The following is a 21,858-nucleotide window of genomic DNA, read 5'->3' on the forward strand; positions in this document are numbered from 1 at the left end:
CAAAAAGCTAATGGATCAGAAAAATCTAGAAAAACCCAATTTTCTAGTCACTCAACACTGGCGATCGCAGTTTAGTTTATTGCGATCACTCGTGCGACGAGATTTAGAAGCTAGATATAAAGGTTCAGTTTTTGGCAATCTTTGGCCTCTCCTCAATCAACTTTCTCAGCTACTGATCTATACTTATGTTTTCTCCATCATCTTACAAGTAAAACTAGACTTAAAGGGGGTGTCCAGCAATACTGATATTACCTTTGGATTATGGCTATTTGCAGGTCTTTTACCTTGGATTGCCTTTATTACAGGGTTAACCCAAGCAGCTACTTCTGTTATTGCACAAACGAATCTAGTAAAAAAAGTGGTGTTTCCTCTTTCACTATTACCTCTTGTTCCAGTCTTATCTAGCTTAATAGAAAGTGCTTTTGGGTTAGCGGCTTTAATTATATTAGTAGCAATGTCCTCCAAAACTCTTCCTGTAACTTTAGCTTTACTTCCTCTAGTCTGGATAATACAAGTCTTATTTACTGCAGGATTAGGATACTTAACCGCAGCCCTCACAGTGTTTCTGCGAGATATTCCCCAAACCTTGGGGGTTTTGCTGAATCTTTGGTTTTACTTAACCCCCATTGTGTATCCTGCTGAGGTTATTCCAGTCCAGTTTCGAGATTGGGTGTTGCGCTTGAATCCTATAGCTGCGATCGCGCAGATCTATCGAGACATTGTTTTAGTCGGTGAAATCAACCATTGGCAAGAATGGGGGATTACTTTTGTGATATCATGCCTAGTGTTTTCTTTAGGACTATGGGTTTATCAGCGTTTACGTCCCGCCTTTGCTGATGTGTTATAGATTAGACAATATAATATTGTCTCCGGATTCTTAGAGTCTTCAATGAAACAATAGTAAGAAACACTGAAGTAAAAATCTTTAAATGAACGGAAATAACCTACCCCACAAACTTCAAAAGCTCAAATCTGTTGTCAAAGAACAGGGAGTATACGGAGCTACCGTTTTTCTTTATCAACGCTTTCTGTCTCGCTTCAAAACAGACACCATTAACCTTGACAATCACCAAAAATACCAAATATGGCTAGAGAAAAACTCTTTGAAGGAATCTGATCTTGAAGTCTATCGGCAAGACATTGAAAGTTGGCATAATCTCCCTAAATTTTCCATTATTATGCCTGTATATAATGTGGAAACTCAATTGTTAAAAAAAGCTATAGACTCAGTTAAAAATCAGATATATCCCCATTGGGAACTCTGTATTGCTGATGACGCTTCACCTTCACCTCATATTCGTCCACTGTTGGAACATTATAGTCAAATAGATTCTCGTATTAAAATAGTTTTTCGAGAAACCAATGGTAATATATCTGCTGCTAGCAACTCAGCACTAGCAATTGCAACAGGAGATTATATTGCTCTTCTAGATCATGATGATGAAATCACAATTGACGCTTTATATCACAATGCTAAATTAATCAACGAGCATCCTGATGCTGATTTTATTTACAGTGATGAAGATAAAATAAATATTCAAGGGATTAGGACTGATCCCTTCTTTAAACCAGATTGGTCTCCCGACTATTTTCATGCTTGTATGTACACCTGTCATTTAGGTGTATATAGAAAACAGTTAATCGATTTAATTGGTGGTTTTCGTAGTGAATATGATGGAGCGCAAGATTATGACCTTGTTCTGAGAGTAGTAGAAAATACCTCAAAAATTTATCATATTCCTCGTGTTTTATATCACTGGAGAACTATCCCTTCTTCGGCAGCATCAGGTGAAAAAGCAAAACCTTGGGCTTATCAATCAGCTCGAAAATCTCTAGAAGCCATGATTCAACGTAGTACATATCCAGGTTTTTTAGAAGATAGCTCTTTTCCTGGATTTTTTCGAGTTAGACGAAAATTTGACCCTAACAATTTAGTCAGTATTGTTATTCCAAGTGCAGGAAAAACAATAGAAACTCCTAAAGGATATTTACAGCTTTTAGAAAATTGTATTAATAGTATTAATCAAAAAAGTACATATAAAAACTTTGAATTTGTTGTGGTTGATGGTTATAACGTTCCTGATGCTACTCTAGAAAAAATAACTGCCTCTAATGTTAAATTAGTTCGTTGTGATAAACCTTTCAACCTTTCCATGAGAATTAATTTAGGAGTACAGCATGCTCAAGGTGAGTTTGTCATTCTGCTGAATGATGATACAGAAGTTATTACACCAGATTGGATTGAATCAATGCTCGAATTTGCTCAACAAGAAGAAATTGGTGCTGTAGGAGCAAAACTATTATTCCCAAATCACACCATACAACATTCCGGAGTTGCTATATTAGGAGGTAATCCGGGTCATGTTTTTTATGGATTGGATGCCAACCACCCGGGTTATTTCTTGTCTAATATGGTTAACCGTAACTATTTCGCTGTTACAGGTGCTTGTTTAATGATGCGTCGTAGCTTATATATAGAGTTAGGAGGGTTTGATGAAGAATTTCCGTTACACTATAACGACGTAAATTTATGCTTAAATGCTCATAAGGCTGGTTATCGAAACATAGTTACACCTTATGCAAAATTATATCATTATGAATCAGTCAGTAAGGAAAAAAGCGTAGCTCCAGAGGAATGGAATAAACTCAATCAACGATGGGGACAATATTTTCAATCTCTTGGAGGAGATCCTTATTATAATGTTAACTTATCAAATGATGCCTATTTCTCTATTGATTTGAAGACATGAGCAAATTTATGGAAAGAAGGAGTTTAGTCTTTTTTATTTTTATCACAAATTAAGAAAGTTAGGAGTAATTAAAATCAATGACTGGACAATGTAGATTTTGTAAAACCAAGCTAGAAGAAGTTTTCGCGGATTTAGGAATGTCGCCACTAGCAAATGCGTATTTAAAACCAGAAGACATTCAAGGTGCGGAAAAATTTTACCCTTTGCGGGCTTATGTCTGCAACAACTGTTATTTAGTTCAACTTGATGAATTAGAAAGTCCGGAAGAAATTTTTAGTAATTACGCCTACTTTTCTTCCTTCTCGGATAGTTGGTTGAAGCATTGTCAAGAGTATGTAGAACAAGCGATTAAGCAATTAAATTTAGATTCTCAGAGTCAGGTGATTGAACTTGCTAGTAATGATGGTTATTTATTACAATATTTTAAGAAAAAAAATATTGAAGTTTTAGGAGTAGAGCCAGCCGCTAATGTAGCTCAGATTGCAACAGATAAAGGTATACCTACAATAGTTAAATTTTTTGGTGAAAAAATAGCAAAAGACTTAGAAAAAGATGGCTATAAAGCTGATCTTCTGATCGCGAATAATGTAATGGCTCATGTTCCTGATTTAAATGATTTTATCAAGGGAATGAAAGTAATTTTAAAATCTACAGGAGTTATTACTATTGAATTTCCTCATTTACTGAACTTAATGCAAAAAAATCAGTTTGATACAATTTACCATGAGCATTTTTCTTATTTTTCATTAACTACAGTAGAAACCATCTTTTTACATCATCAACTCAAAATTTTTGATGTAGAACAATTATCCACTCATGGTGGTTCTTTGAGGATTTATGCTAGTCATATTGAAGATAATACAAAACACAAAACTACTCGTTTTGAAAATTTAAAGAAAGTAGAAGAAAAGTATAAAATTCAAGACTTGAAATCTTATCATTTTTTTCAAGAACAAGTCAAAGAAACGAAACGCTCAATATTAGAATTTTTAATTCAAGTAAAACGCGAAGGGAAGTCAATTGTTGCTTATGGTGCTCCAGCCAAAGGAAATACTCTTTTGAACTACTGCGGAATTCGATCTGATTTCATCGACTTTACTGTAGATCGTAGTCCTTATAAACAAGGATTGTACTTACCCGGAACTCATATTCTTATTAAGCATCCGGATCAAATTAAAGCAGTTAAACCTGATTATGTTATGATTCTGCCTTGGAATTTAACACAAGAAATTATGCAGCAAATTTCTTATATTCGAGACTGGGGAGGAAAGTTTGTTGTACCTATTCCTGAAATTAAAGTTTATTAATTGCAATGCTTTTTCAAGAGATTCCCTTAAAAGGTGCTTATATTGTTGATCTAGACTTTAAAAAAGATGAGCGAGGTTTTTTCGCTCGTAGCTATTGTTGGGATGAATTTGAACAAAATGGTTTAAATCCCTGCATAGTACAATGTAATATTTCCTTTAATTTAAAAAAAGGAACAGTTCGAGGAATGCACTTTCAAAGAAAACCAAAACCAGAACCTAAATTAGTTCGTTGTGATCAAGGTTCTATATATGATGTGATTATCGATTTACGCTACAATTCACCTACATATTGTCAATGGTTTGGAATGGAGCTAGATTCTAGAAGTTATCGAAGTATTTACATTCCGGATGGTTTTGCTCATGGTTTTCAAACTTTAGAAGATAATAGTCAAGTATTTTACCAAATGGGTGAACGTTATGCTCCTGAATACGCATCGGGAGTGCGTTGGAATGATAATGCTTTTTCTATAGTCTGGCCACTGCCTGTAACCTGCATTTCATCCAAAGATAATAGTTATCCTAATTTTATACCTGAAAATCTTTATTAAATTCTTTCTACTATGAAAACCGTGTTAGTCACTGGAGGAAGTGGTTTTGTAGGACATTATACATTACGTAAATTGCTAGACAAAGGCTATGATGTTCATGTAGTCACTCGAAACAAGACTGGTCAGCAGTTTCCTTCTGAAGTAACTCTTCATTATTGCGATCTACAAAACGTTCAACAGCAAATTCAACTTTTCCAAAGTTTTTCTTTTTCGCACTTGTTGCATTTTGCTTGGTATACTGTACCCCAAAAATACTGGTCATCTTCTGAGAACCTCAACTGGGTTCAAGTCAGTATTAATTTAGTACAAAACTTTGTAAAGTCTGGAGGTCAAAGGATTGTATGTGCGGGTACTTGTGCAGAATATGACTGGTCTTATGGATATTGTTCCGAGTATCTTACACCTCAGTTACCTAATACACTTTATGGCACTTGTAAAAATAGTCTTCGAGTCATTCTAGAACAGTATTGTAAAGAAAAAAATATTAGTCTTGCTTGGGGACGTATTTTTTTCTTATATGGCCCTCATGAACCTCAACAAAAATTAATTCCTTCTACTATTAACTCATTATTAAACGGTGAGTTTGCCTATTGTACTCACGGGAATCAAATCCGAGATTTCTTATATGTTGAAGATGTTGCTGATGCCTTTGTTGCTTTGCTGGATAGTGAGGTACAGGGGTCAGTCAATATTGGTTCTGGACAGCCTATTGCAATCAAAGAAGTAGTAGAGAAAATTGGTGATTTACTAGGGAGTAAATCATTAATACAATTAGGAGCTATTGCATCTCGTCCTAATGAGTCTCCTCTTCTTGTAGCTAATACAAAACGTTTAATTGAAGAAGTCAATTTTCGTCCAAAAACTTCTTTACTTGAAGGTTTAGATTTAACTATCAATTGGTGGAGACAATTGCAGCAATAGCCCTAAGAAAAAAATGTGCTTAGTTTGATTAACATAGGATTGAGTTGTCTTTAGTAGATTCAAGATTAATCCTCCTCCTGAGACGAAGACCGATCGCGGTTAAAAAAACGATCTAGAATGGCGGCTCGTAAGGTTGGGGATAACTCTACGGATTCGCTGGAGGCGAGGGGAGCTTCAACTTGTTGATCAGGTAAAAAGAGGTCAGTAGTTCGTTCTGGGGGGTCATCGACGGCTTCTCCGGAAATGGGGAGAAGGGGCTGTTCTAGCTTGGCTAGAATCTCTCTGGGGACTTCTTGACTAGCTTGGTATTCCCAATGACAGAGGAAAAAAGAGAAAATAACACTCCCCATGCGCACCCGATCGCCGTCTTGTAATAAAATGCGATCGCGCATCGGCTCTTGATTCACATAAGTCCCATTCTTACTCTCCAAATCGTACAAATAAAACCCCTGTTCGCGGACATACTGCAAAGCAGCATGATAACGAGACAAATAGTGATCTTGCAGGGAAATAGAAACTTTTTGTCCCCGGCCAATTGTCCAAATATTCTGACCTTGAAAGAGCTTCCCAGTCCCTTGAGACAATAAATTAGTAATTAAATAAATATTTTGGTGTTCAATCACCCCCAGAATATACTTATAACGATAGGGAACTCGATTAAAGGTAAAATCCGGGGACTGCTCCAGTTGTAGAATTTCATTCAATAACCCCTGATTATGTTGATATAACTTAACAAACACCTGATATAAACCGAGTTTTTCTTGCAGTTCCATCACTTTGAATTCCACTTATTTTATGGGTCGCACATCAAACTAATACTAAGAGAGGAATAGAGGACAGGAACAATATCAGACTAATTCCCAGAAAATTGAATACAATGAACGTCTTAGGAAGTCATCTTCCCCTAAGTTCATTGAATTGTAACATCATGCTCTACCCCAGATTGCTCCTCCCCTTGACAGTTCTCACCCTTAGTCTCATTTCCTACGAGAGTTTCTCCCTTTCACCGCAAGTCACCGCGCAGGTGGACACCACTCCCGTTCCTCCCTTATTCCCCATTGTAAAAGAAGGTCAGTTAGGCTATATAGACCCCACAGGAACGATTAGAATTCCTCCTCAATTTACCTTTACATGGGGAGCAAGGCGATTTTCCGATGGAGTGGCCGTTATTTCTGTGGACGGGAAAGGAGGACTCATTAACCGTCGGGGGGAAATTATCCTTGAACCCCGGTTTGAGCATATTGGGGAGTTTCATGACGGTTTAGCACAGGTAAACTATGCACAAAAATGGGGATTTGTCAACCGTTGGGGAAAAATTGCTATTCCTTTACAGTTTGCGGCAGTGCGGGATTTTTCCCAACGGTTGGCCGCAGTGCAGGTAGAGGGGAAATGGGGGTTTATTAACAAGTTGGGGGAAATGGAGATTCCCCCCCAATACCAAGATGCTGGGGATTTTACCACAGAGGGGACTGTCCCGGTGCAGGAGGGGGGACAATGGGGATTAACTAACCGCGTTGGAGAATGGGTCATATCTCCCCAGTTTGAGCGTATTTTACCCTTTCAGGAAGGTTTAGCGGCGGTGCAGAAGGGGGAAAAGTGGGGGTATATCAATACCGCAGGAGAGGTGGTTATTCCTCCCCAGTTTACTTGGGGGGGAGACTTCTCGGAGGGATTAGCAGTGGTGAAAGAAGGGGAAAAGGTAGGCTATATTAATGCTCAAGGGGAAAGGGTGATCTCTCCTCAGTTTGAGCAGGGGAGTGATTTTTCTCAAGGACTGGCGGCGGTACAATTAGAGGGAAAATGGGGTTATGTGGATACGACGGGAGAGGTGGTTATTGTGCCGCAATTTGAGGCCGCTTGGGACTTTTCGGAAGGGTTTGCTCAGGTGAAAGTCGGACAGCAGGTGGGGTTTATTAATTCCTCTGGTGAAATGATTATTCCGCCTCAGTTTGATGGTGCAAAGGCGTTTCAAGATGGGTTAGCTCAGGTCGAAATTGATCGTCAGATTGGGTATATTAATTCGGTGGGGGAGTTTGTTTGGCCGCTGAGTCGGTGATTTTTTAATGGATAATAGATAATTAAAAGAGATTAGAAACCGGGTTTCTATCCAGCTTTTTGACTAAACAGGTTCATTGAACACAGAAACCCGGTTTCTCCCGACAGGTTTCTTCCCCATGTCCGTGATGGGTTGGCCTTAACTGTCAGAGGGGAGCTAGAATTGCTCTGGGAAGGAAGTTTGGGACTCATTGGGGGCTACAGGTAACATTTTTTCCCAAGCCGTAATTTGTTGTTGTGCCGCATTATAAGCGGGGGTATTGGGAGGGATAGCTTGGGCAATGGTAATGGCCTCTCGAATACTAAATTGCGCCCGGCCTTGAGCTTGTTGGAGGATTTGATAACTCCATTGACGGATGGCCTCGTCTCGTTGGGGGACAATTTGGGTATTATCGGCAATTTGTCGGGCAGAAATAATGGCTGATCGGAGGGCTTGGGGGTTGCCGGAATCGGCGGTTTGATACGCCTGAGTCAGAGCTTGTCGGGCATCTAATTCCGCTTGCCACTGGGACATCCGGTTTTGCGCTTGTCGATACACCGGGCTATTAGAATCAATTTGGCCAGCTTCAGCCAAGGCTTCTTGGTAGTTACCATTATTAGCCAAAGCGATCGCCCGATCTAACCTAGGCTGATCTTGATTCTCCTGAATATTCCCCTCCCATTGTTGAATCCGCCGTTGGGCTTCTTGATAGAGGGGGCGGTTAGGATCAATTTGATTGGCTTGGCGGACTGCTTGCTGATACCCCGACACATCGCCATTACGGGCCAAACGGGTAGCTCGCTCTAAATAGGGACGATCTTCAAGGGTTTGTAATTGTCTTGTCCAGTCTTGAATTTGTTCTCTGGCTTGGGGGTAACGGGGGTTAGAGGAAGATACCATCTTGGCTTGGGCAATGGCCGCATTTAGCCCCTGAATCGTCCCTTCTCGCGCATATCGAGCCGCCCGGGCCAACCGAGCCGCCCCTTGGAGTTCTGATTGCCACCGGACAATTAATTTTTGGGCATTATGATAGAGGGGGCGACTGGGATCGAGATTACGGGCCATGGCGATCGCATCCTCTAGATTAATCTGTGATCCAGAACTAGCCGTCGATACCGCATTGGCCAATTGGTTAATATCCTTCACCTTCTCCGTATGGCCCAAACTATTGGGAATTTGATTAGCAATATAAATGGCCTCTTGCCACGCCCCTTGCTCCATCTCCCGTAGAGCCATCGTCACCATCCGATCGCCTGCCTTTTGGATTAAGTCCTGGGCTTCCGGGTAGGCATTACTTTCGGGGGCAATTTGTTCGGCCAATTCAATCCCCTGAAGAATGTCATCAATATTCCCCTTCTCCAGTTGGGCATAAGCCTCATCGAGCTTACGACTTTCTTGGCGAGCCAGGGTTAACCGTTGATGAATTTGGTCATAGCGCGTTGTGGACCAATAGCGGTTTTCTAACTGGGTTAAACGAGCCGACGCTTGAAAGGCCGCCCCCCAATCCCCCTTTTTCATATGGGTAGCGATCTGCGCCTCAATTTCCTCTCCCCTCGCCCAAATATTCCGCCACTCAGTGATTTGTTGAGCAATGACATTATTTTCTTTCTCGAAGCGATCGCTAATCTCCTCAGCTAAGGCGATCGCTTCCTTAATCTCCCCATTTTGAAACTTTTCCTCCCCCAACGCCAACAGATCAGACACCCAAGCCTCCAAATACCGAGCCACCTCGGCCTGTAAAGGGTGATCCTCCGGCAAATCTTGCACCAACTGAATGGCCTGTAACAAATTCCCTTGGGTTTGCTTATTGGCCGCCAACTGAGCGCAATATAACCGCATCGACGCACTCGCTGTTGGCCAATGGGTGGTGGGACAATTGGGAACCGCCGGAAGTTTCAATAATAATGCCGTTGCGATCAACCCAGAAGTCCCCGAAAACAGCACAATCAACGCCGCCCAAAACTGCCAACGCCAGTACCAAGGGCGTTTCGGTGACGGGTTGGGATCAGACGACGGGGGAATAGGGGGGTAACGGGAATGAGTCTGAGTGAGCCTTTCTCCCTCCCTTGCATCACGAGACACGCGGTTTGGTGAGGTGCGGGGATGGGACGAGGTACGGACTCGATGAAGATTACCTGTATAGCCTGACTGGACTCTCTCCTCACGGCTCATCTCATTGGGGGTTTTACGCATCTGTCCTTTCTGTCCTTTGCGGGAGTTGATTTCCGTAGATTTCCTCTTGACATCCTCCCTCGCGCCCCGCGAGGGATTCGGTACGAATCTGGAGGTTCTTCATTCAACGACACCACTTGCTGTGACAAGATTTCCTGGTTTTAAACTAGCACATTTAGCACAAACCTTTAAGTGCTAAGTTCCAGTCATCCCGTCGCCAGAGGCGAAGATCCTTTCTCACAATAAGATAAATGTTTTTCTTTGAGAATTGGATCAGAATATTTTAAGAATCATAACATTAGTCACGGATGGATGACCCCTTACCGCTTACGACTGCTCGAACCACTGCGTTTAGAACTACCCGAAGGAACACGCTTGCTGCTGCCACTGCGGGAACTAGACCGACTGCTAGACTTGCTTCCAGACCGACTACTGGATCTGCTGCCAGAGCGACTCTTGCTGGTTTTACCGGGTTTGGCGGCCATATTATTCCCCATCTCTTGGGGGGTTGCCCCTGCTCGTTTGTTGGGGTTGACACGGAAACTCACATTGGCACCATCTCCCGATTGTTCTAACACCAGTAACGGGGTTGGTTTCGCCTTTTGGTCCCAGTCCATCAACGCTACTCGTCCCTGAATCGTCGGTTGCCAAGTATCATGATCTGCATTGGGACTGAGGAATTTTTCAATACATTCAATAATCTGGGTAATAGTAGAAGACGTGGACTGAGTGGGTAATTTGGTTAACTTAATTTGAATGCGGAATAACACCCGTTTCACCCGTTTCCCTTGGTTTTCCGTCTCATAGGTGACATCAAAGGTTTCATCCACTTGACGGCCACTGGTGGCCGCTACCCCGACTTGGTGAGTGGCGGTATTAGGACGTAACGCCACACTAATTAACTGTTTGACCCGTATTTTAATTTGATTAACAATGGCATAGTGAAACACCTCCTCATCCATCCGCAAGCGGAGATAGTCCAAGTTAAACTCCCGCGAGTGAATTAAGTCCGGGTTGGCCTCCATCTTCTGAATGGTTTTTAACGCCAGTTTGAGCCGTTTTTGTAAATCTTGGGCTTTAAATTTTTCTAACTTCAGTTCTTTCTGTAACTTGTCATAAATTTTCAATTTCACATACACCCCTCCACCTACTAAAGCTAAAAAGAGGGCGGCGGTAGTGTACATCCAAATTTGCCCCGGAATGGCGGCTTGAACCACAAGAGGGGGGGCTGGGGGTTGTTCTGTGGTTTGAGTTTGGACCGGTTGAACGGGAAGAAATTGAGAAAACATATTAGCTTAACGTAAGCGAGCAAAAATTGAGATGAGAAGGGCTAAGACGATATGTACGGGTGTTTGGGTTGATAGATGTTCGGGTTTAGGTCTAAGCAGAGGACTCCCCAATTATTGATAGATCAATATTCTTTTTACAGGGTAAGCCATCCCTCTAACCACAACTCCCCAGCAAGGACTCGACTTCACCATAGGACCCCAAAATAAATGACCCAGATCAGGGAATTCAGGATGAATCATCCCGAATGACAAGGCATTGGCTTTTTTCCCTCTACTTCAACTATAACAGTACCCCCTCAACATTGGCTGAATCTTAGCTCTGGTCTCCCTAGGGGAAATTCACCGAGGGAAGGGAGTAGCATGGAGAAAGACGACCGTATTTTGAAGGATTCATGACTAATATTCCCTTTGTTGACCTCTCCCTCCAACATGAACCGCTTCTCGACGAGATTAAACAGTCTTTACTCGATGTGGTGGCCCGGGGGGACTTTATTCTGGGGCAAGATGTCCGGGACTTTGAGCAACAATTTGCCCAACTGACCGGGGTACAATACGGAATCGGGGTAGGATCGGGGACGGATGCGATCGCGCTTGGCCTACAAGCCTGTGGCCTCGGTCCTGGGGATGAAGTGCTAATCCCCGCTAACACTTTCATTGCCACCGTCATTGGTGCGCTTCATAGCGGAGTTACCCCCATTTTAGTGGATTGCGACCCCAAAACCGCCCTCATTGACCTAGAAGCCGCGCAACAAGCCATCACCCCCAAAACCAAGGCCATTCTCCCTGTCCACCTCTACGGGCAAATGGTCCCGCCCCAAGCCTTACTGGACTTTGCCCAAGCCCATCATTTAACAATTTTTGAAGATGCAGCCCAGGCCCATCTGGCCCACCGGGAGGGTTATACGGCAGGGGCCGTGGGGAAAGCAGCGGCCTATAGTTTTTACCCCAGTAAAAACCTAGGGGCCTTTGGTAATGGGGGCATTGTCCTCACCGACAGCGAAGACATCGCCCATAAAATACGCTGTTATCGTAACTACGGGGCAGCCCAAAAATACGTCCATACGGAATTAGGCACCAATAGCCGTTTAGACACCCTACAAGCGGCAGTGTTAAAGGTCAAACTCCCCCACCTGCAAGACTGGAATTTATCCCGCAACCAAGCCGCCGCCCAATACGACAAAGCCCTCAACCCCCTAGCCGACTCCGGAATTACCCCCCTAGAAAACCAAAGCGGCACGGGACATATTTACCACCTGTATATTGTACGAATCGAGCCGTCTTGCCCATTAAACCGGGATGAAATTCAAGCACAATTGAGCGATCGCGGCATTAGTACAGGCATCCACTACCCCATCCCCTGTCACCTCCAACCCGCCTATCATCACCTCGGTTACCAAGAAGGAGACTTCCCCCAAGCCGAAGCCCTCTGTCGGGAAATCCTCTCCCTCCCCATGTATCCTGGACTCAGTGAAGCCCAAGTCACCAGGGTAGTCGATACCTTAAAAGAAATTCTCGCTGATGCCCAGTCCCTTCGCGCCTAAATGCGTCTTGCGCCAAGGGCGGATACAGTAGAATAGGGTGCATTGACCAGAAATTTTGATCAACGGTTCATTTTTTCCTCAGAAACCAGCACTATAAATAAAAAAAGAAACCGCGTCCTGCTAGGGTTATGCAAAGCCAATCTAAATTTCCAGCATTCCTTGAGCGTCACTGGCTCAATGGTTTAATCATCCTATTTCTAGCCCTGTTATATGTCCCCCTCCTTCTCCATTGGGTGGACGGCTGGATTAATAAAACCATTAGCATTGAACATGAATACTTTAGTCACGGCCTCATCGGCATTCCTTACGCCGCTTATATTGTCTGGACCAACCGTCACAAGTGGCAACGCCTTGAAGATCGCTCTCACCCCCTAGGGGCGGTGTTACTGGGGTTAGGGGTCGCCTTTTACCTCTCCGACACCGTAGAATTGGTCAATCTCTCCTTTCCCATCGTCTTAACAGGGATTTGTCTTTGGTTGAAAGGAGGACCGGGGTTAAAACTCAACGCCTTTCCGTTAGGGTTTGTCTTTTTTGCCACCCCCAATGCGGTCCCCTATCTCCTCACCGTCTATACCTTACCCCTACAAAAATTCATTGCCACTACCGCCGGGTTCATCCTGTACTACTTCGGCATGACTGATATTGTAGTAGAGGAAATCTATCTCTCTGTGGGGGGACGGTTAGTGGAGGTAGCCCCCTACTGTGCGGGGTTAAAAATGCTCTTTACCAGTTTATATGTGGCCGCCCTGCTGTTACATTGGACGGGACTCTGGCGATCGCTGAAAAAAACCCTCTTCCTTTTCTTGGGGGCCATCATCATCAGTGTCACCGTCAATATCTTCCGCAATACCATTCTCACCTATCTCTACGGCATGGGCTTCGATCCCGCCTTTGAATTTGTCCATGAAGGCACAGGGGGTGATTTAATCTCCTTGGGAATGTTACTGTTAATTGTCCTGTGGCTCGATGTCCTCGAACGAGTGGATCAATATCGGAAAACAGGCAACGGAATAGGCATTCTCGACTACGGGGCCATGTTTGCGCTGCCCTTAAATATCTTCGGAGGGGGAACAAAACCCACCCCGGAGAGCAAAACCCCAGAACCCCCCCCAGAAAAGACCTCCGAGGATTCTCAGGACAATCACAACCACGACCAAACCCATGACCCAGACAGAGACTAACAAAAAATTTTCCTTTGGCCAACTGATCGGTAAAGGCCGGGGGGCTAAAGCGAAACTGGTGGTGATCCTAGTCTTATTGGTTCTCTTTCTCCTTGGGGCTATTCCCAGTTACCTTGGGGAGAGTTGGCAGAAACTCCCCCCTGTGGATAACTTAGGCCAAATTCGCCAAATTCGAGAGGAGGGCATTCCCATTCCGGAATGGGAAACGGCAGATCAAGTGGTGGGACGCATTGGCGGCCATCAATGGTCAATCCAAAATCTCACCCATCCCGACCAACGGCCCGCTTTACTGTTTCTCTTGCCCCAAAATGGTCCGAAAACCCAACCCTATGTAGAATGGGTGGATATTGATGGGTTTTTTAAATGGAATATTGACACCCGTGAAACCCTAGAATTTACCGTCGAAACCCAAGACCAAACCGCCCCCGTCCAAGCACGGTATTTCTTAGCCCGTGACCCGGAAAACCCGGTTTTTGCTAGGCGACAAACGGTGGTGGTGGTGCAATGGTATGCTTGGGATACCGGGGGGCATCATTCCTCCCTACAGTGGTTCATTCGGGATCAAAAAGCGCAACTGAGGGATGAGCGTGTTCCTTGGGTGGCGGTCTGTTTGCGTATTCCCATTGACCCCAGTAGTACCCTTGAAGAAGCTAAACCGTTAGCCACAGAATTAGCGAAGTTTGTTCAAACCAGCTTGATGAAGAATGTCTTTACTGCCTCTGAATCGTCCTAGGTTAAAGACTCGTCCCTTGGGAATGATGGTGTTGAGTCTCTCGTTAGCGTTATACAGTAACGCGGGCTTTTTGGTCTCTCTCAGTTACAGTCAAATCCCTCCAACTCCCGATATTCCCCCCATGGAGGACAACCCAGGGGACTGGGACTGGGAAGATAGGGACTGGGAAGATAGGGACTGGGAAGATAGGGACTGGGAAGATAGGGACTGGGAAGATAGAGTGGAGGAGGTGGATGAGTTTTTCCCGAAACCAGAGGATGAGGAGCTTATTTTTACCCCCACTGACCCCATTCCACCGTTAGGGGATACCCCGGACTCCTTTGAGGATACCCCCTCCAATCAATTTAAGCCCTACCGTTTAGGGATTGGGGATGGTTTAATAATCCGCGTCCCCCGTTTCCCGGAATTTGAAACGAGTACACGAGTGAACTTAGAGGGCGATATTACTGTGCCGTTGGTGGGCCAATTAAATGTCCAAGGGTTAACCCTTGCAGAAGTCAAAGAGAAAGTGCGCTTTGAATTGACCTCCCGGTTTTTACGCACAGACCCCCAATTGATCGTCTCTTTACAGGGCCAACGCAGCACCTTGATTACCTTGGCCGGGGAAATTGTGCGACCAGGGTATTATGGGTTGCCCCCTGGGGCCGATGCGGTGGATGCGATTTTAGCAGGAGGGGGGACAACTCAACAGGCCGATTTGCGATCGGTGTTGGTGCGACGGACTCTGGTGGATGGGACGGTGATTGAACAGGAGTTGGATTTATTGGGGCCGTTACAACAAGGGGAAGCGTTGCCGGATTTACCCTTACAGGGAGGAGATGCGGTAATTGTGACCCAGCGAGAGATAGGGGAAGAAGGGGATTATGATACGTTTTTGGCGGCCCAGTCCAATGTGTCGCGGGAATTGATTACGGTGCGGGTGTTGAATTATGCTGGAGGGGGGTTGGGTGCGTTACAGTTGCAAAATGGCAGTAGCTTTTTGGATGCCATGACCCAAATTGCCCCTAATACCGATGAGGCGAATTTACGCAATATTGCCTTGATCCGTTTTGATCCCGAACAGGGCCGGCCTGTGACTCAGCAAATTGATGGGAAAAGTGCCTTAATGGGGAATATGAGTCAGGATGTGCCGTTGAAGCATAATGATGTCATCGTAGTGGGACGTTCTTTGATTGCGAAGGTGAGTTATGCGTTGAATATCTTTACTCGACCGTTTCGGGATGTTTTGGGCTTTTTACTGTTTTTCCAACAGTTGCAACAAGGGGCCGAAAGTTTGTTTGGACCAGGGGGAACGACGGAATAAGTTGTCGCTTGAGTGTTAAATTAAGAAAGGTAAGTGTTGGGAATTGGCCAATGACACGGATCGCAGTGATTGATTATGACATGGGCAACTTGCACTCGGCTTGTAAGGGGTTACAAAAGGCTGGGGCCCAGACGATAATTACCGATTCGGCCCAAGAGATTGAAGGGGCGGATGCGGTGGTGTTGCCGGGGGTGGGGGCTTTTGATCCGGCCATGCAACATTTGCGATCGCGGGATTTAATTGCCCCCATTAAAGCTGTCATTGCCAGTGGCAAACCCTTTTTGGGGATTTGTCTGGGCCTGCAAATTCTCTTTGAAGGGTCCGAGGAAGGCCAAGAAACCGGACTGGGTGTAATATCGGGACAGGTGCGACGCTTCTACAAAGAGCCGAATATGACTATTCCCCACATGGGGTGGAACACACTCCACTACACCCAACCCCAACACCCCATCTGGACGGGAATCGGCAACCAGTCCTATGTGTATTTTGTTCACTCCTACTACGTTGATCCCGTTGATCCCCAAGTCCAGGCCGCCACTGTCACCCACGGCACGCAGGAGGTGACAGCGGCCATTGCCTATGATAATGTCGTTGCGGTTCAATTCCACCCTGAAAAGTCCTCAACGGCAGGTTTACAACTCCTGTCTAACTTTGTCACCCAAATCACCAGTCCTGTTCTAGCTTAGGCGCGATCGGGGTAAGCGGCGACTCCAATATATCTCATTACCCACCCTAATTAATAATTTCAAGGAATCTTCTGGCCCGTCTTACGAATAATAAAATCCCGTAACTTACTATAACTCTCTGGGTCGCCCTGCTTGGTTAAAATAATGGGAATAGACGCATCGGGAAGCCAAAACGTGAGTTTGCTGTTGGGAGTGTAACAAAAACTGCTGATACGGTTGAGATCAACCCAATATTCACTGCGATCGTAACAGAGATGAATCCAATACCCTAACAGCGATGAGGACTTGAGACTATGGACAAAATTTAACACCTTATCATAGTCATCCCCATTGCCCTGTCGGGTGAGAATAATGGGGATGGAACTATCCGGCAACCAAAACGTTACCCTCCCGTTGGGAGAGCAAGCAAAGGCACTCACCTGGTCGAGATCAACAATATATTCTTGTCTTTCATATTGTATTTTGACCCAGTGTGCCACAAAACCTCCTCTCCCATAACGCAAGCCCCGTTTCCTCGCGGCTTGGTCATGTCGTGTAACTTGACAGTGAACCCCTTGCTCTAAAAATTAGCAAGCCCTACGTAATATCTACAGTGTACTGCTCAGAGACGTTGGGATAAGCATTGGCGGCTAAAGAATTTGTGGATAAGGGGGGTGTTACCTCCGAGGTATTTTCCGTTAAGGCCGCCTTCACAAACCCTTGGAAAAGGGGGTGGGGACTATTGGGCCGGGAACTAAATTCGGGGTGGAATTGGGTGGCGATGAAGAAGGGATGCTGGGGATATTCGATCATCTCCACTAAACGACCATCGGGGGATGTGCCACTGATACTGTAGCCGGTTTCGATGAATAAGTTACGGTAGGCGTTATTAAACTCGTAACGGTGTCGGTGTCGTTCATAGACGACTTCTTGTTGATACAGGGATTGAGCGAGGGTATCCGCACTAATCCGACAAGGATACAAGCCTAAACGCATTGTTCCCCCTAAGTCCACCACATCTTCCTGTTCGGGGAGTAAGTTAATGACGGGATTGGCGGTTTGTTCGTTAAATTCCGCGCTGTGGGCCTCGTCTAATTGGGCGATATGTCGGGCCCAGTCGATGATGGAGCATTGCATTCCTAAGCAGAGGCCCAGGAAGGGAATTTTTTGTTCTCTGGCGTATTGGACGGCCAAAACTTTCCCATCTACTCCACGAACACCAAACCCTCCAGGGACAATAATGCCACTTACGTCTTTGAGGTGGGAGTCTGCGCCGTCGGTTTCCAGGTCTTCGGCGTGAACCCACCGGAGATTGACTTCGCTTCCGACGGAGATGGCTGCGTGTCGTAAGGCTTCGATGACGGAGAGGTAAGCATCGGTTAATTTAACATATTTCCCCACAATGGCGATTTCGACTTGTTTGTTGGGGGTTTTCATTTGTTCGACTAGGGTTTGCCATTTGGTTAAGTCGGGGATTCGTTGTTCAAGCTGCATTAATTCGATGGCCTGAGTGGCGAGTCCTTCTTGTTCTAGGAGTAAGGGGACTTCGTATATACTACTGGCATCGGGGGCGGTGATCACGGACTCCACGGGGACATCACAGAATTCTGAGAGTTTTTCTTTGATGCCATGTTCGATCGCGCGATCGCTGCGACAAATTAACATATCTGGTTGTATCCCCAAGGACCGCAATTCTTTCACCGAATGTTGGGTGGGTTTGGTCTTCATTTCTCCCGCAGAGGCAATCCAAGGTACAAGGGTTACGTGCATATACAGGACATTATGCCGTCCTACGTCTTTTCTAAAACGGCGAATGGCTTCTAAAAAGGGTTGGGACTCAATATCCCCTACTGTCCCCCCAATTTCTACAATGACTACATCGGAATGGGTATTTTTGGCTACTCGTTTAATGCGAGCTTTAATTTCGTTGGTGATGTGGGGGATCACCTGCACTGTTCCCCCTTGGTAATCTCCCCGTCGTTCTTTATTGAGGACTGCTTGGAAGACTCCCCCTTGGGTGACACTATTTAACCGAGACATGGAGGTGTCGGTGAAGCGTTCATAATGACCTAAGTCTAAGTCGGTTTCGGCCCCGTCTTCGGTGACAAAGACTTCTCCGTGTTGAAAGGGACTCATTGTACCGGGGTCCACGTTGATATACGGGTCGAGTTTGAGGATTGAGACGGAATAATCACGGGATTTCAGCAAGCGGCCTAAACTCGCAGCAACAATTCCTTTCCCAATGCTGGAGACGACTCCACCTGTAACAAAGACGTATTTAGCCATAACTATAAGGTTTCTTTTTATCCGTTCTATTGTGCCATATCTGTTGGCAGGACGGAGGCAGGGGTGCGATCCTTTTGATCAAAATGATCACAATGATGAGGGTTAGCAAACCATCTACATTTAATTATTCCTTTAGTCCTATTTTCTAAGATTTGAGGAAAATGTTTGTCTCCAATGTTGAAGTTAATGTTTAATTTTGCTTTAAAGTAATAACAAATAGTGAGAGAAAATGATAAAATAATTGTGGATAAAATAATGTAAAATAATAGTTTCATCATCAGGTTTAGATAGATTAACAATAAGGTTAACGGGAAACATCGGGGGCTTTTGTCCACAGTCTCAAGTCTCGCGCAAGTCTTTTACTTGTTATGGCTTTTTTCTCCCGTTGGAGCGGTTTCGCCAATGGACTGTTAGTTTTAAGCGAATGGCTGATGGCTAAATGCTTACCAATTAACTTTTGACCATGAGATAAGTGCCAGAGCCAATCATCAAACTTCCAGAAGCGACGTTTGCCTGTTTGGCCATTGGGAATTGACCTGCGATTTGTGCGACTTTATGGGCTAGTATGACATAAGTGAGCTTCACTCCTCCTACCGTCACAATAATCACTCCAAGTCCCCCAATTATCTCCACATAACTCAGGGTTGAAAGGTCTAAAAAGGTTGGGAAAAGACTGGCATAGAAAAAAATAGCTTTGACATTTCTCAATGTTACTAATAAACCCGTCAGAAAGCTGGCTACTAGCTCACCTGTCGAGGGAGGGGGACCGCAAGTGAGCTATCAGCTACTTGGCAACAGTATAGTTTCCAATCAATTATGTTCTCCAACGAGTGGAGACTAGAGACGCGAAATTTCGCGTCTCTACAACATTTACGTCGCCTTGACATTGATTTCACTGAGTATCGACCCGATTACATCAGTAGAAGACATTTTCAAAAATAAAGTTGCAACCATATTGAATAACAAGATTTGAAATGCAACCGTAAAATAGATGCTCATTGCTGTTCCTAATAGAAATCCCAGACCCATTAAGATACCAATGTGCGTAACGATGAATAGTGCGCCCGCAACCGAACCTAAAAAGGTTCCAGCTAGGTAGGCAAGGATTGTAGCAATGCCAAAACCGATTAGTGCTACTACGCCACGAATCCGAGATATATTGTCTTCTTGACGAACCGAATGTAGCAGTACAAGAAAGAGTAGAACGGGTGAGAAAACAAATGTCGCTAAAACCTTAATTGGGAAACTCACGATAGATTTGAGTAAACCTTGTAATCGGCTTTGCTCAGATTGAAGATCGTTATGTGCAGTATTCAACGCATTTGCTATAAAGCTAAGAACGATTTCTTTCATGTGCTAGTACCTCTAAAAGAAATTAATTTAAGTTAAAAGTCGATACTCTCTAGAATACCCGATAAAAACAAATTAACGGATAAGCGATTAAATAATTTTACTGATGAGTTGCTAACAAGTGTAAATGTTGTCATTCAGAAGTTGTGTTGTCATCAAATTTTGACTTAATAGGGCGATACCCCACATCTCCTGCTTAAAAAAGTATAGAAAACTACGTTTTCAATCAATTATGTTCTCCAACGAGTGGAGACTTTCATTTTTCAATAAGGACTTCATGGTTGATTCCCCCTGTTTCCAATCAATTATGTTCTCCAACGAGTGGAGACTCCGCAAAGGCTTTAGGGAGCGCTCAACTTTTGAGTTACCGTTTCCAATCAATTATGTTCTCCAACGAGTGGAGACTCTCTATGAGCTAGTTGAGAAAGCCGAAACTAATGTTGTTTCCAATCAATTATGTTCTCCAACGAGTGGAGACAAAAGAAAAAAGGAAGTTATGTTTCTTTTAGACTTAGCCATTGTTTCCAATCAATTATGTTCTCCAACGAGTGGAGACTTTAAAAGATGCGACAACCTGCATCTGATGGCCATTAGGTTTCCAATCAATTATGTTCTCCAACGAGTGGAGACCAACCCCGTGGGGAGAGTACGGCATTTGAGAAAGCTCCCGTTTCCAATCAATTATGTTCTCCAACGAGTGGAGACTGAGCTAGAAACTATCCAAGCCCTAGTCTTGGAGGGTTTCCAATCAATTATGTTCTCCAACGAGTGGAGACTGGGACAATGGACTGGTACTCTATATTGCATTTCCAGTTTCCAATCAATTATGTTCTCCAACGAGTGGAGACGGATACTCATGGGACGCGATCAAGGACTTGTCCTGTGGGTTTCCAATCAATTATGTTCTCCAACGAGTGGAGACCTTACCACATCCTCCTCTACTCGATATTGCCGTCCGGTTTCCAATCAATTATGTTCTCCAACGAGTGGAGACTTAAAAAGAAGGAAGATAGATTAGATTATGGTTCTTGTTTCCAATCAATTATGTTCTCCAACGAGTGGAGACTTAAAGGACGCCCGTTAACAAGAAAGGGAATAAATCGTTTCCAATCAATTATGTTCTCCAACGAGTGGAGACATAAGGTGTCTATATCGATGGAATATAATCGAGGGTTTCCAATCAATTATGTTCTCCAACGAGTGGAGACAAAAAGATATGCAACTACAACTACATAATTTTGTCATTAGTTTCCAATCAATTATGTTCTCCAACGAGTGGAGACTAAATTTGATTTTACCTCCCTTGGTGGAGGTTGTCGTTTCCAATCAATTATGTTCTCCAACGAGTGGAGACTCAAGAAAGTGTTGGGGGACTTGAATGAATCCCAAGTTTCCAATCAATTATGTTCTCCAACGAGTGGAGACAAGGAAAAAGATAAAATGGTTCTTTTAGACCTAGTAATTGTTTCCAATCAATTATGTTCTCCAACGAGTGGAGACAAAAAACAAAAGACAGGCTGAGGGATGTCTCCCCTTGGTTCAGTTTCCAATCAATTATGTTCTCCAACGAGTGGAGACAAACGAATGTCTTGACGACGTTGAATATATAGCGTTTTTGTTTCCAATCAATTATGTTCTCCAACGAGTGGAGACCCTTCAATTTTAAACCCAGATATAGCGGGATGTCTAGACCCCATTTTTTACAATCTCCTAAAAAGACTCCCCAAACTTCCCCAAATCACCCCTCAAAAAACGCTGAAACCCTTGTCTCATAAGG

At 44.2% G+C, this 21,858-nt stretch carries 17 protein-coding genes, 1 pseudogene and 1 CRISPR repeat array; of the genes and pseudogenes, 11 read left to right on the forward strand and 7 right to left on the reverse strand.

All coding sequences use genetic code 11. From position 1 onward, the window contains the following. The first annotated feature begins 10 nt into the window (after positions 1-10). The 5 genes from PN462_RS08030 (at position 11) to PN462_RS08050 (ending at position 5,526) form a co-directional block, all read left to right on the forward strand. Positions 11-847, forward strand: a complete 837-nt coding sequence (locus PN462_RS08030) for an ABC transporter permease (RefSeq protein WP_272127555.1) — start codon at positions 11-13, stop codon at positions 845-847. Between the two features lie 82 nt (positions 848-929). After that, positions 930-2,750: a glycosyltransferase family 2 protein gene (locus tag PN462_RS08035; RefSeq protein WP_272127556.1), complete on the forward strand. Its 1,821-nt coding sequence runs from the start codon at positions 930-932 to the stop codon at positions 2,748-2,750. 77 nt (positions 2,751-2,827) lie between these two features. Then, a complete protein-coding gene (locus PN462_RS08040) occupies positions 2,828-4,057 on the forward strand; it encodes a class I SAM-dependent methyltransferase (protein WP_272127558.1) in 1,230 nt (409 codons plus the stop codon). A gap of 5 nt (positions 4,058-4,062) precedes the next feature. Then, positions 4,063-4,605 (forward strand): dTDP-4-dehydrorhamnose 3,5-epimerase, encoded by a 543-nt coding sequence (gene rfbC, locus PN462_RS08045; RefSeq protein ID WP_272127559.1) that lies wholly within the window; start codon positions 4,063-4,065, stop codon positions 4,603-4,605. 12 nt (positions 4,606-4,617) lie between these two features. Then, entirely contained in the window at positions 4,618-5,526 is a 909-nt protein-coding gene (locus PN462_RS08050; RefSeq protein ID WP_272127561.1) for an NAD-dependent epimerase/dehydratase family protein, read from the forward strand. A 65-nt stretch (positions 5,527-5,591) separates the two neighbouring features. Here the strand turns inward: PN462_RS08050 and PN462_RS08055 are convergent, their stop codons facing one another. Then, positions 5,592-6,299: an FHA domain-containing protein gene (locus PN462_RS08055; protein WP_272127574.1), complete on the reverse strand. Its 708-nt coding sequence runs from the start codon at positions 6,297-6,299 to the stop codon at positions 5,592-5,594. Positions 6,300-6,454: 155 nt separating this feature from the next. Here PN462_RS08055 and PN462_RS08060 point away from each other — a divergent pair, with 155 nt between their 5' ends. After that, positions 6,455-7,582 (forward strand): WG repeat-containing protein, encoded by a 1,128-nt coding sequence (locus PN462_RS08060; protein ID WP_272127562.1) that lies wholly within the window; start codon positions 6,455-6,457, stop codon positions 7,580-7,582. 156 nt (positions 7,583-7,738) lie between these two features. Here the strand turns inward: PN462_RS08060 and PN462_RS08065 are convergent, their stop codons facing one another. Further along, positions 7,739-9,754: a hypothetical protein gene (locus tag PN462_RS08065; protein WP_272127563.1), complete on the reverse strand. Its 2,016-nt coding sequence runs from the start codon at positions 9,752-9,754 to the stop codon at positions 7,739-7,741. A 299-nt stretch (positions 9,755-10,053) separates the two neighbouring features. Then, positions 10,054-11,022 (reverse strand): hypothetical protein, encoded by a 969-nt coding sequence (locus PN462_RS08070; protein WP_272127564.1) that lies wholly within the window; start codon positions 11,020-11,022, stop codon positions 10,054-10,056. Between the two features lie 392 nt (positions 11,023-11,414). Between PN462_RS08070 and PN462_RS08075 the strand changes: the two genes are divergently transcribed. The 5 genes from PN462_RS08075 (at position 11,415) to hisH (ending at position 16,466) form a co-directional block, all read left to right on the forward strand. Further along, positions 11,415-12,563, forward strand: coding sequence for a DegT/DnrJ/EryC1/StrS family aminotransferase (locus tag PN462_RS08075; RefSeq protein WP_272127565.1), 1,149 nt, complete (start codon positions 11,415-11,417; stop codon positions 12,561-12,563). 128 nt (positions 12,564-12,691) lie between these two features. Continuing rightward, a complete protein-coding gene (gene crtB / locus PN462_RS08080; protein ID WP_272127567.1) occupies positions 12,692-13,744 on the forward strand; it encodes a cyanoexosortase B in 1,053 nt (350 codons plus the stop codon). Next, positions 13,725-14,477 carry a cyanoexosortase B system-associated protein gene (locus PN462_RS08085; RefSeq protein ID WP_272127568.1) on the forward strand — a complete coding sequence of 251 codons (753 nt, stop codon included), beginning with the start codon at positions 13,725-13,727 and terminating at the stop codon, positions 14,475-14,477. The genes crtB and PN462_RS08085 overlap by 20 nt, the downstream gene beginning before the upstream one ends. Further along, positions 14,449-15,780, forward strand: a complete 1,332-nt coding sequence (locus PN462_RS08090) for a polysaccharide biosynthesis/export family protein (protein ID WP_272127569.1) — start codon at positions 14,449-14,451, stop codon at positions 15,778-15,780. The genes PN462_RS08085 and PN462_RS08090 overlap by 29 nt, the downstream gene beginning before the upstream one ends. Before the next feature lie 50 nt (positions 15,781-15,830). Next, on the forward strand, positions 15,831-16,466 hold the full coding sequence (gene hisH, locus PN462_RS08095; protein ID WP_272127570.1) for an imidazole glycerol phosphate synthase subunit HisH: 636 nt from the start codon (positions 15,831-15,833) through the stop codon (positions 16,464-16,466). A gap of 59 nt (positions 16,467-16,525) precedes the next feature. Here the strand turns inward: hisH and PN462_RS08100 are convergent, their stop codons facing one another. The 4 genes and pseudogenes from PN462_RS08100 to PN462_RS08115 all read right to left on the reverse strand — a co-directional run bounded on the left by PN462_RS08100 (position 16,526) and on the right by PN462_RS08115 (position 20,084). Continuing rightward, entirely contained in the window at positions 16,526-16,945 is a 420-nt protein-coding gene (locus PN462_RS08100; RefSeq protein ID WP_272127571.1) for a hypothetical protein, read from the reverse strand. A 97-nt stretch (positions 16,946-17,042) separates the two neighbouring features. Beyond that, positions 17,043-18,731, reverse strand: coding sequence for a CTP synthase (locus PN462_RS08105; RefSeq protein WP_272127572.1), 1,689 nt, complete (start codon positions 18,729-18,731; stop codon positions 17,043-17,045). A 450-nt stretch (positions 18,732-19,181) separates the two neighbouring features. Next, positions 19,182-19,466, reverse strand: a pseudogene (locus PN462_RS08110) (LysE family transporter); the annotation flags it as partial. Between the two features lie 135 nt (positions 19,467-19,601). Further along, the gene (locus PN462_RS08115) at positions 19,602-20,084 is read right to left on the reverse strand and encodes a hypothetical protein (protein WP_272127573.1); all 483 of its coding nucleotides are present in this window, start codon (positions 20,082-20,084) and stop codon (positions 19,602-19,604) included. A gap of 215 nt (positions 20,085-20,299) precedes the next feature. Then, positions 20,300-21,734: a CRISPR direct-repeat array (repeat unit 36 nt; unit sequence GTTTCCAATCAATTATGTTCTCCAACGAGTGGAGAC). Positions 21,735-21,858: the final 124 nt, after the last annotated feature.

It is taken from the genome of Spirulina sp. CS-785/01 (assembly GCF_028330525.1).
In the GTDB taxonomy this organism is placed as follows: Bacteria; Cyanobacteriota; Cyanobacteriia; order Cyanobacteriales; family Spirulinaceae; genus JAQMSD01.

Excerpts from the sequence above, each read along its gene's own strand:
- PN462_RS08030 (WP_272127555.1), top strand. The coding sequence starts at position 11 with ATGGATCAGAAAAATCTAGAAAAACCCAATTTTCTAGTCACTCAACAC.
- PN462_RS08035 (WP_272127556.1), top strand. The coding sequence starts at position 930 with ATGAACGGAAATAACCTACCCCACAAACTTCAAAAGCTCAAATCTGTT.
- PN462_RS08040 (WP_272127558.1), top strand. The coding sequence starts at position 2,828 with ATGACTGGACAATGTAGATTTTGTAAAACCAAGCTAGAAGAAGTTTTC.
- rfbC (WP_272127559.1), top strand. The coding sequence starts at position 4,063 with ATGCTTTTTCAAGAGATTCCCTTAAAAGGTGCTTATATTGTTGATCTA.
- PN462_RS08050 (WP_272127561.1), top strand. The coding sequence starts at position 4,618 with ATGAAAACCGTGTTAGTCACTGGAGGAAGTGGTTTTGTAGGACATTAT.
- PN462_RS08055 (WP_272127574.1), bottom strand. The coding sequence starts at position 6,299 with ATGGAACTGCAAGAAAAACTCGGTTTATATCAGGTGTTTGTTAAGTTA.
- PN462_RS08060 (WP_272127562.1), top strand. The coding sequence starts at position 6,455 with ATGCTCTACCCCAGATTGCTCCTCCCCTTGACAGTTCTCACCCTTAGT.
- PN462_RS08065 (WP_272127563.1), bottom strand. The coding sequence starts at position 9,754 with ATGCGTAAAACCCCCAATGAGATGAGCCGTGAGGAGAGAGTCCAGTCA.
- PN462_RS08070 (WP_272127564.1), bottom strand. The coding sequence starts at position 11,022 with ATGTTTTCTCAATTTCTTCCCGTTCAACCGGTCCAAACTCAAACCACA.
- PN462_RS08075 (WP_272127565.1), top strand. The coding sequence starts at position 11,415 with ATGACTAATATTCCCTTTGTTGACCTCTCCCTCCAACATGAACCGCTT.
- crtB (WP_272127567.1), top strand. The coding sequence starts at position 12,692 with ATGCAAAGCCAATCTAAATTTCCAGCATTCCTTGAGCGTCACTGGCTC.
- PN462_RS08085 (WP_272127568.1), top strand. The coding sequence starts at position 13,725 with ATGACCCAGACAGAGACTAACAAAAAATTTTCCTTTGGCCAACTGATC.
- PN462_RS08090 (WP_272127569.1), top strand. The coding sequence starts at position 14,449 with ATGTCTTTACTGCCTCTGAATCGTCCTAGGTTAAAGACTCGTCCCTTG.
- hisH (WP_272127570.1), top strand. The coding sequence starts at position 15,831 with ATGACACGGATCGCAGTGATTGATTATGACATGGGCAACTTGCACTCG.
- PN462_RS08105 (WP_272127572.1), bottom strand. The coding sequence starts at position 18,731 with ATGGCTAAATACGTCTTTGTTACAGGTGGAGTCGTCTCCAGCATTGGG.
- PN462_RS08115 (WP_272127573.1), bottom strand. The coding sequence starts at position 20,084 with ATGAAAGAAATCGTTCTTAGCTTTATAGCAAATGCGTTGAATACTGCA.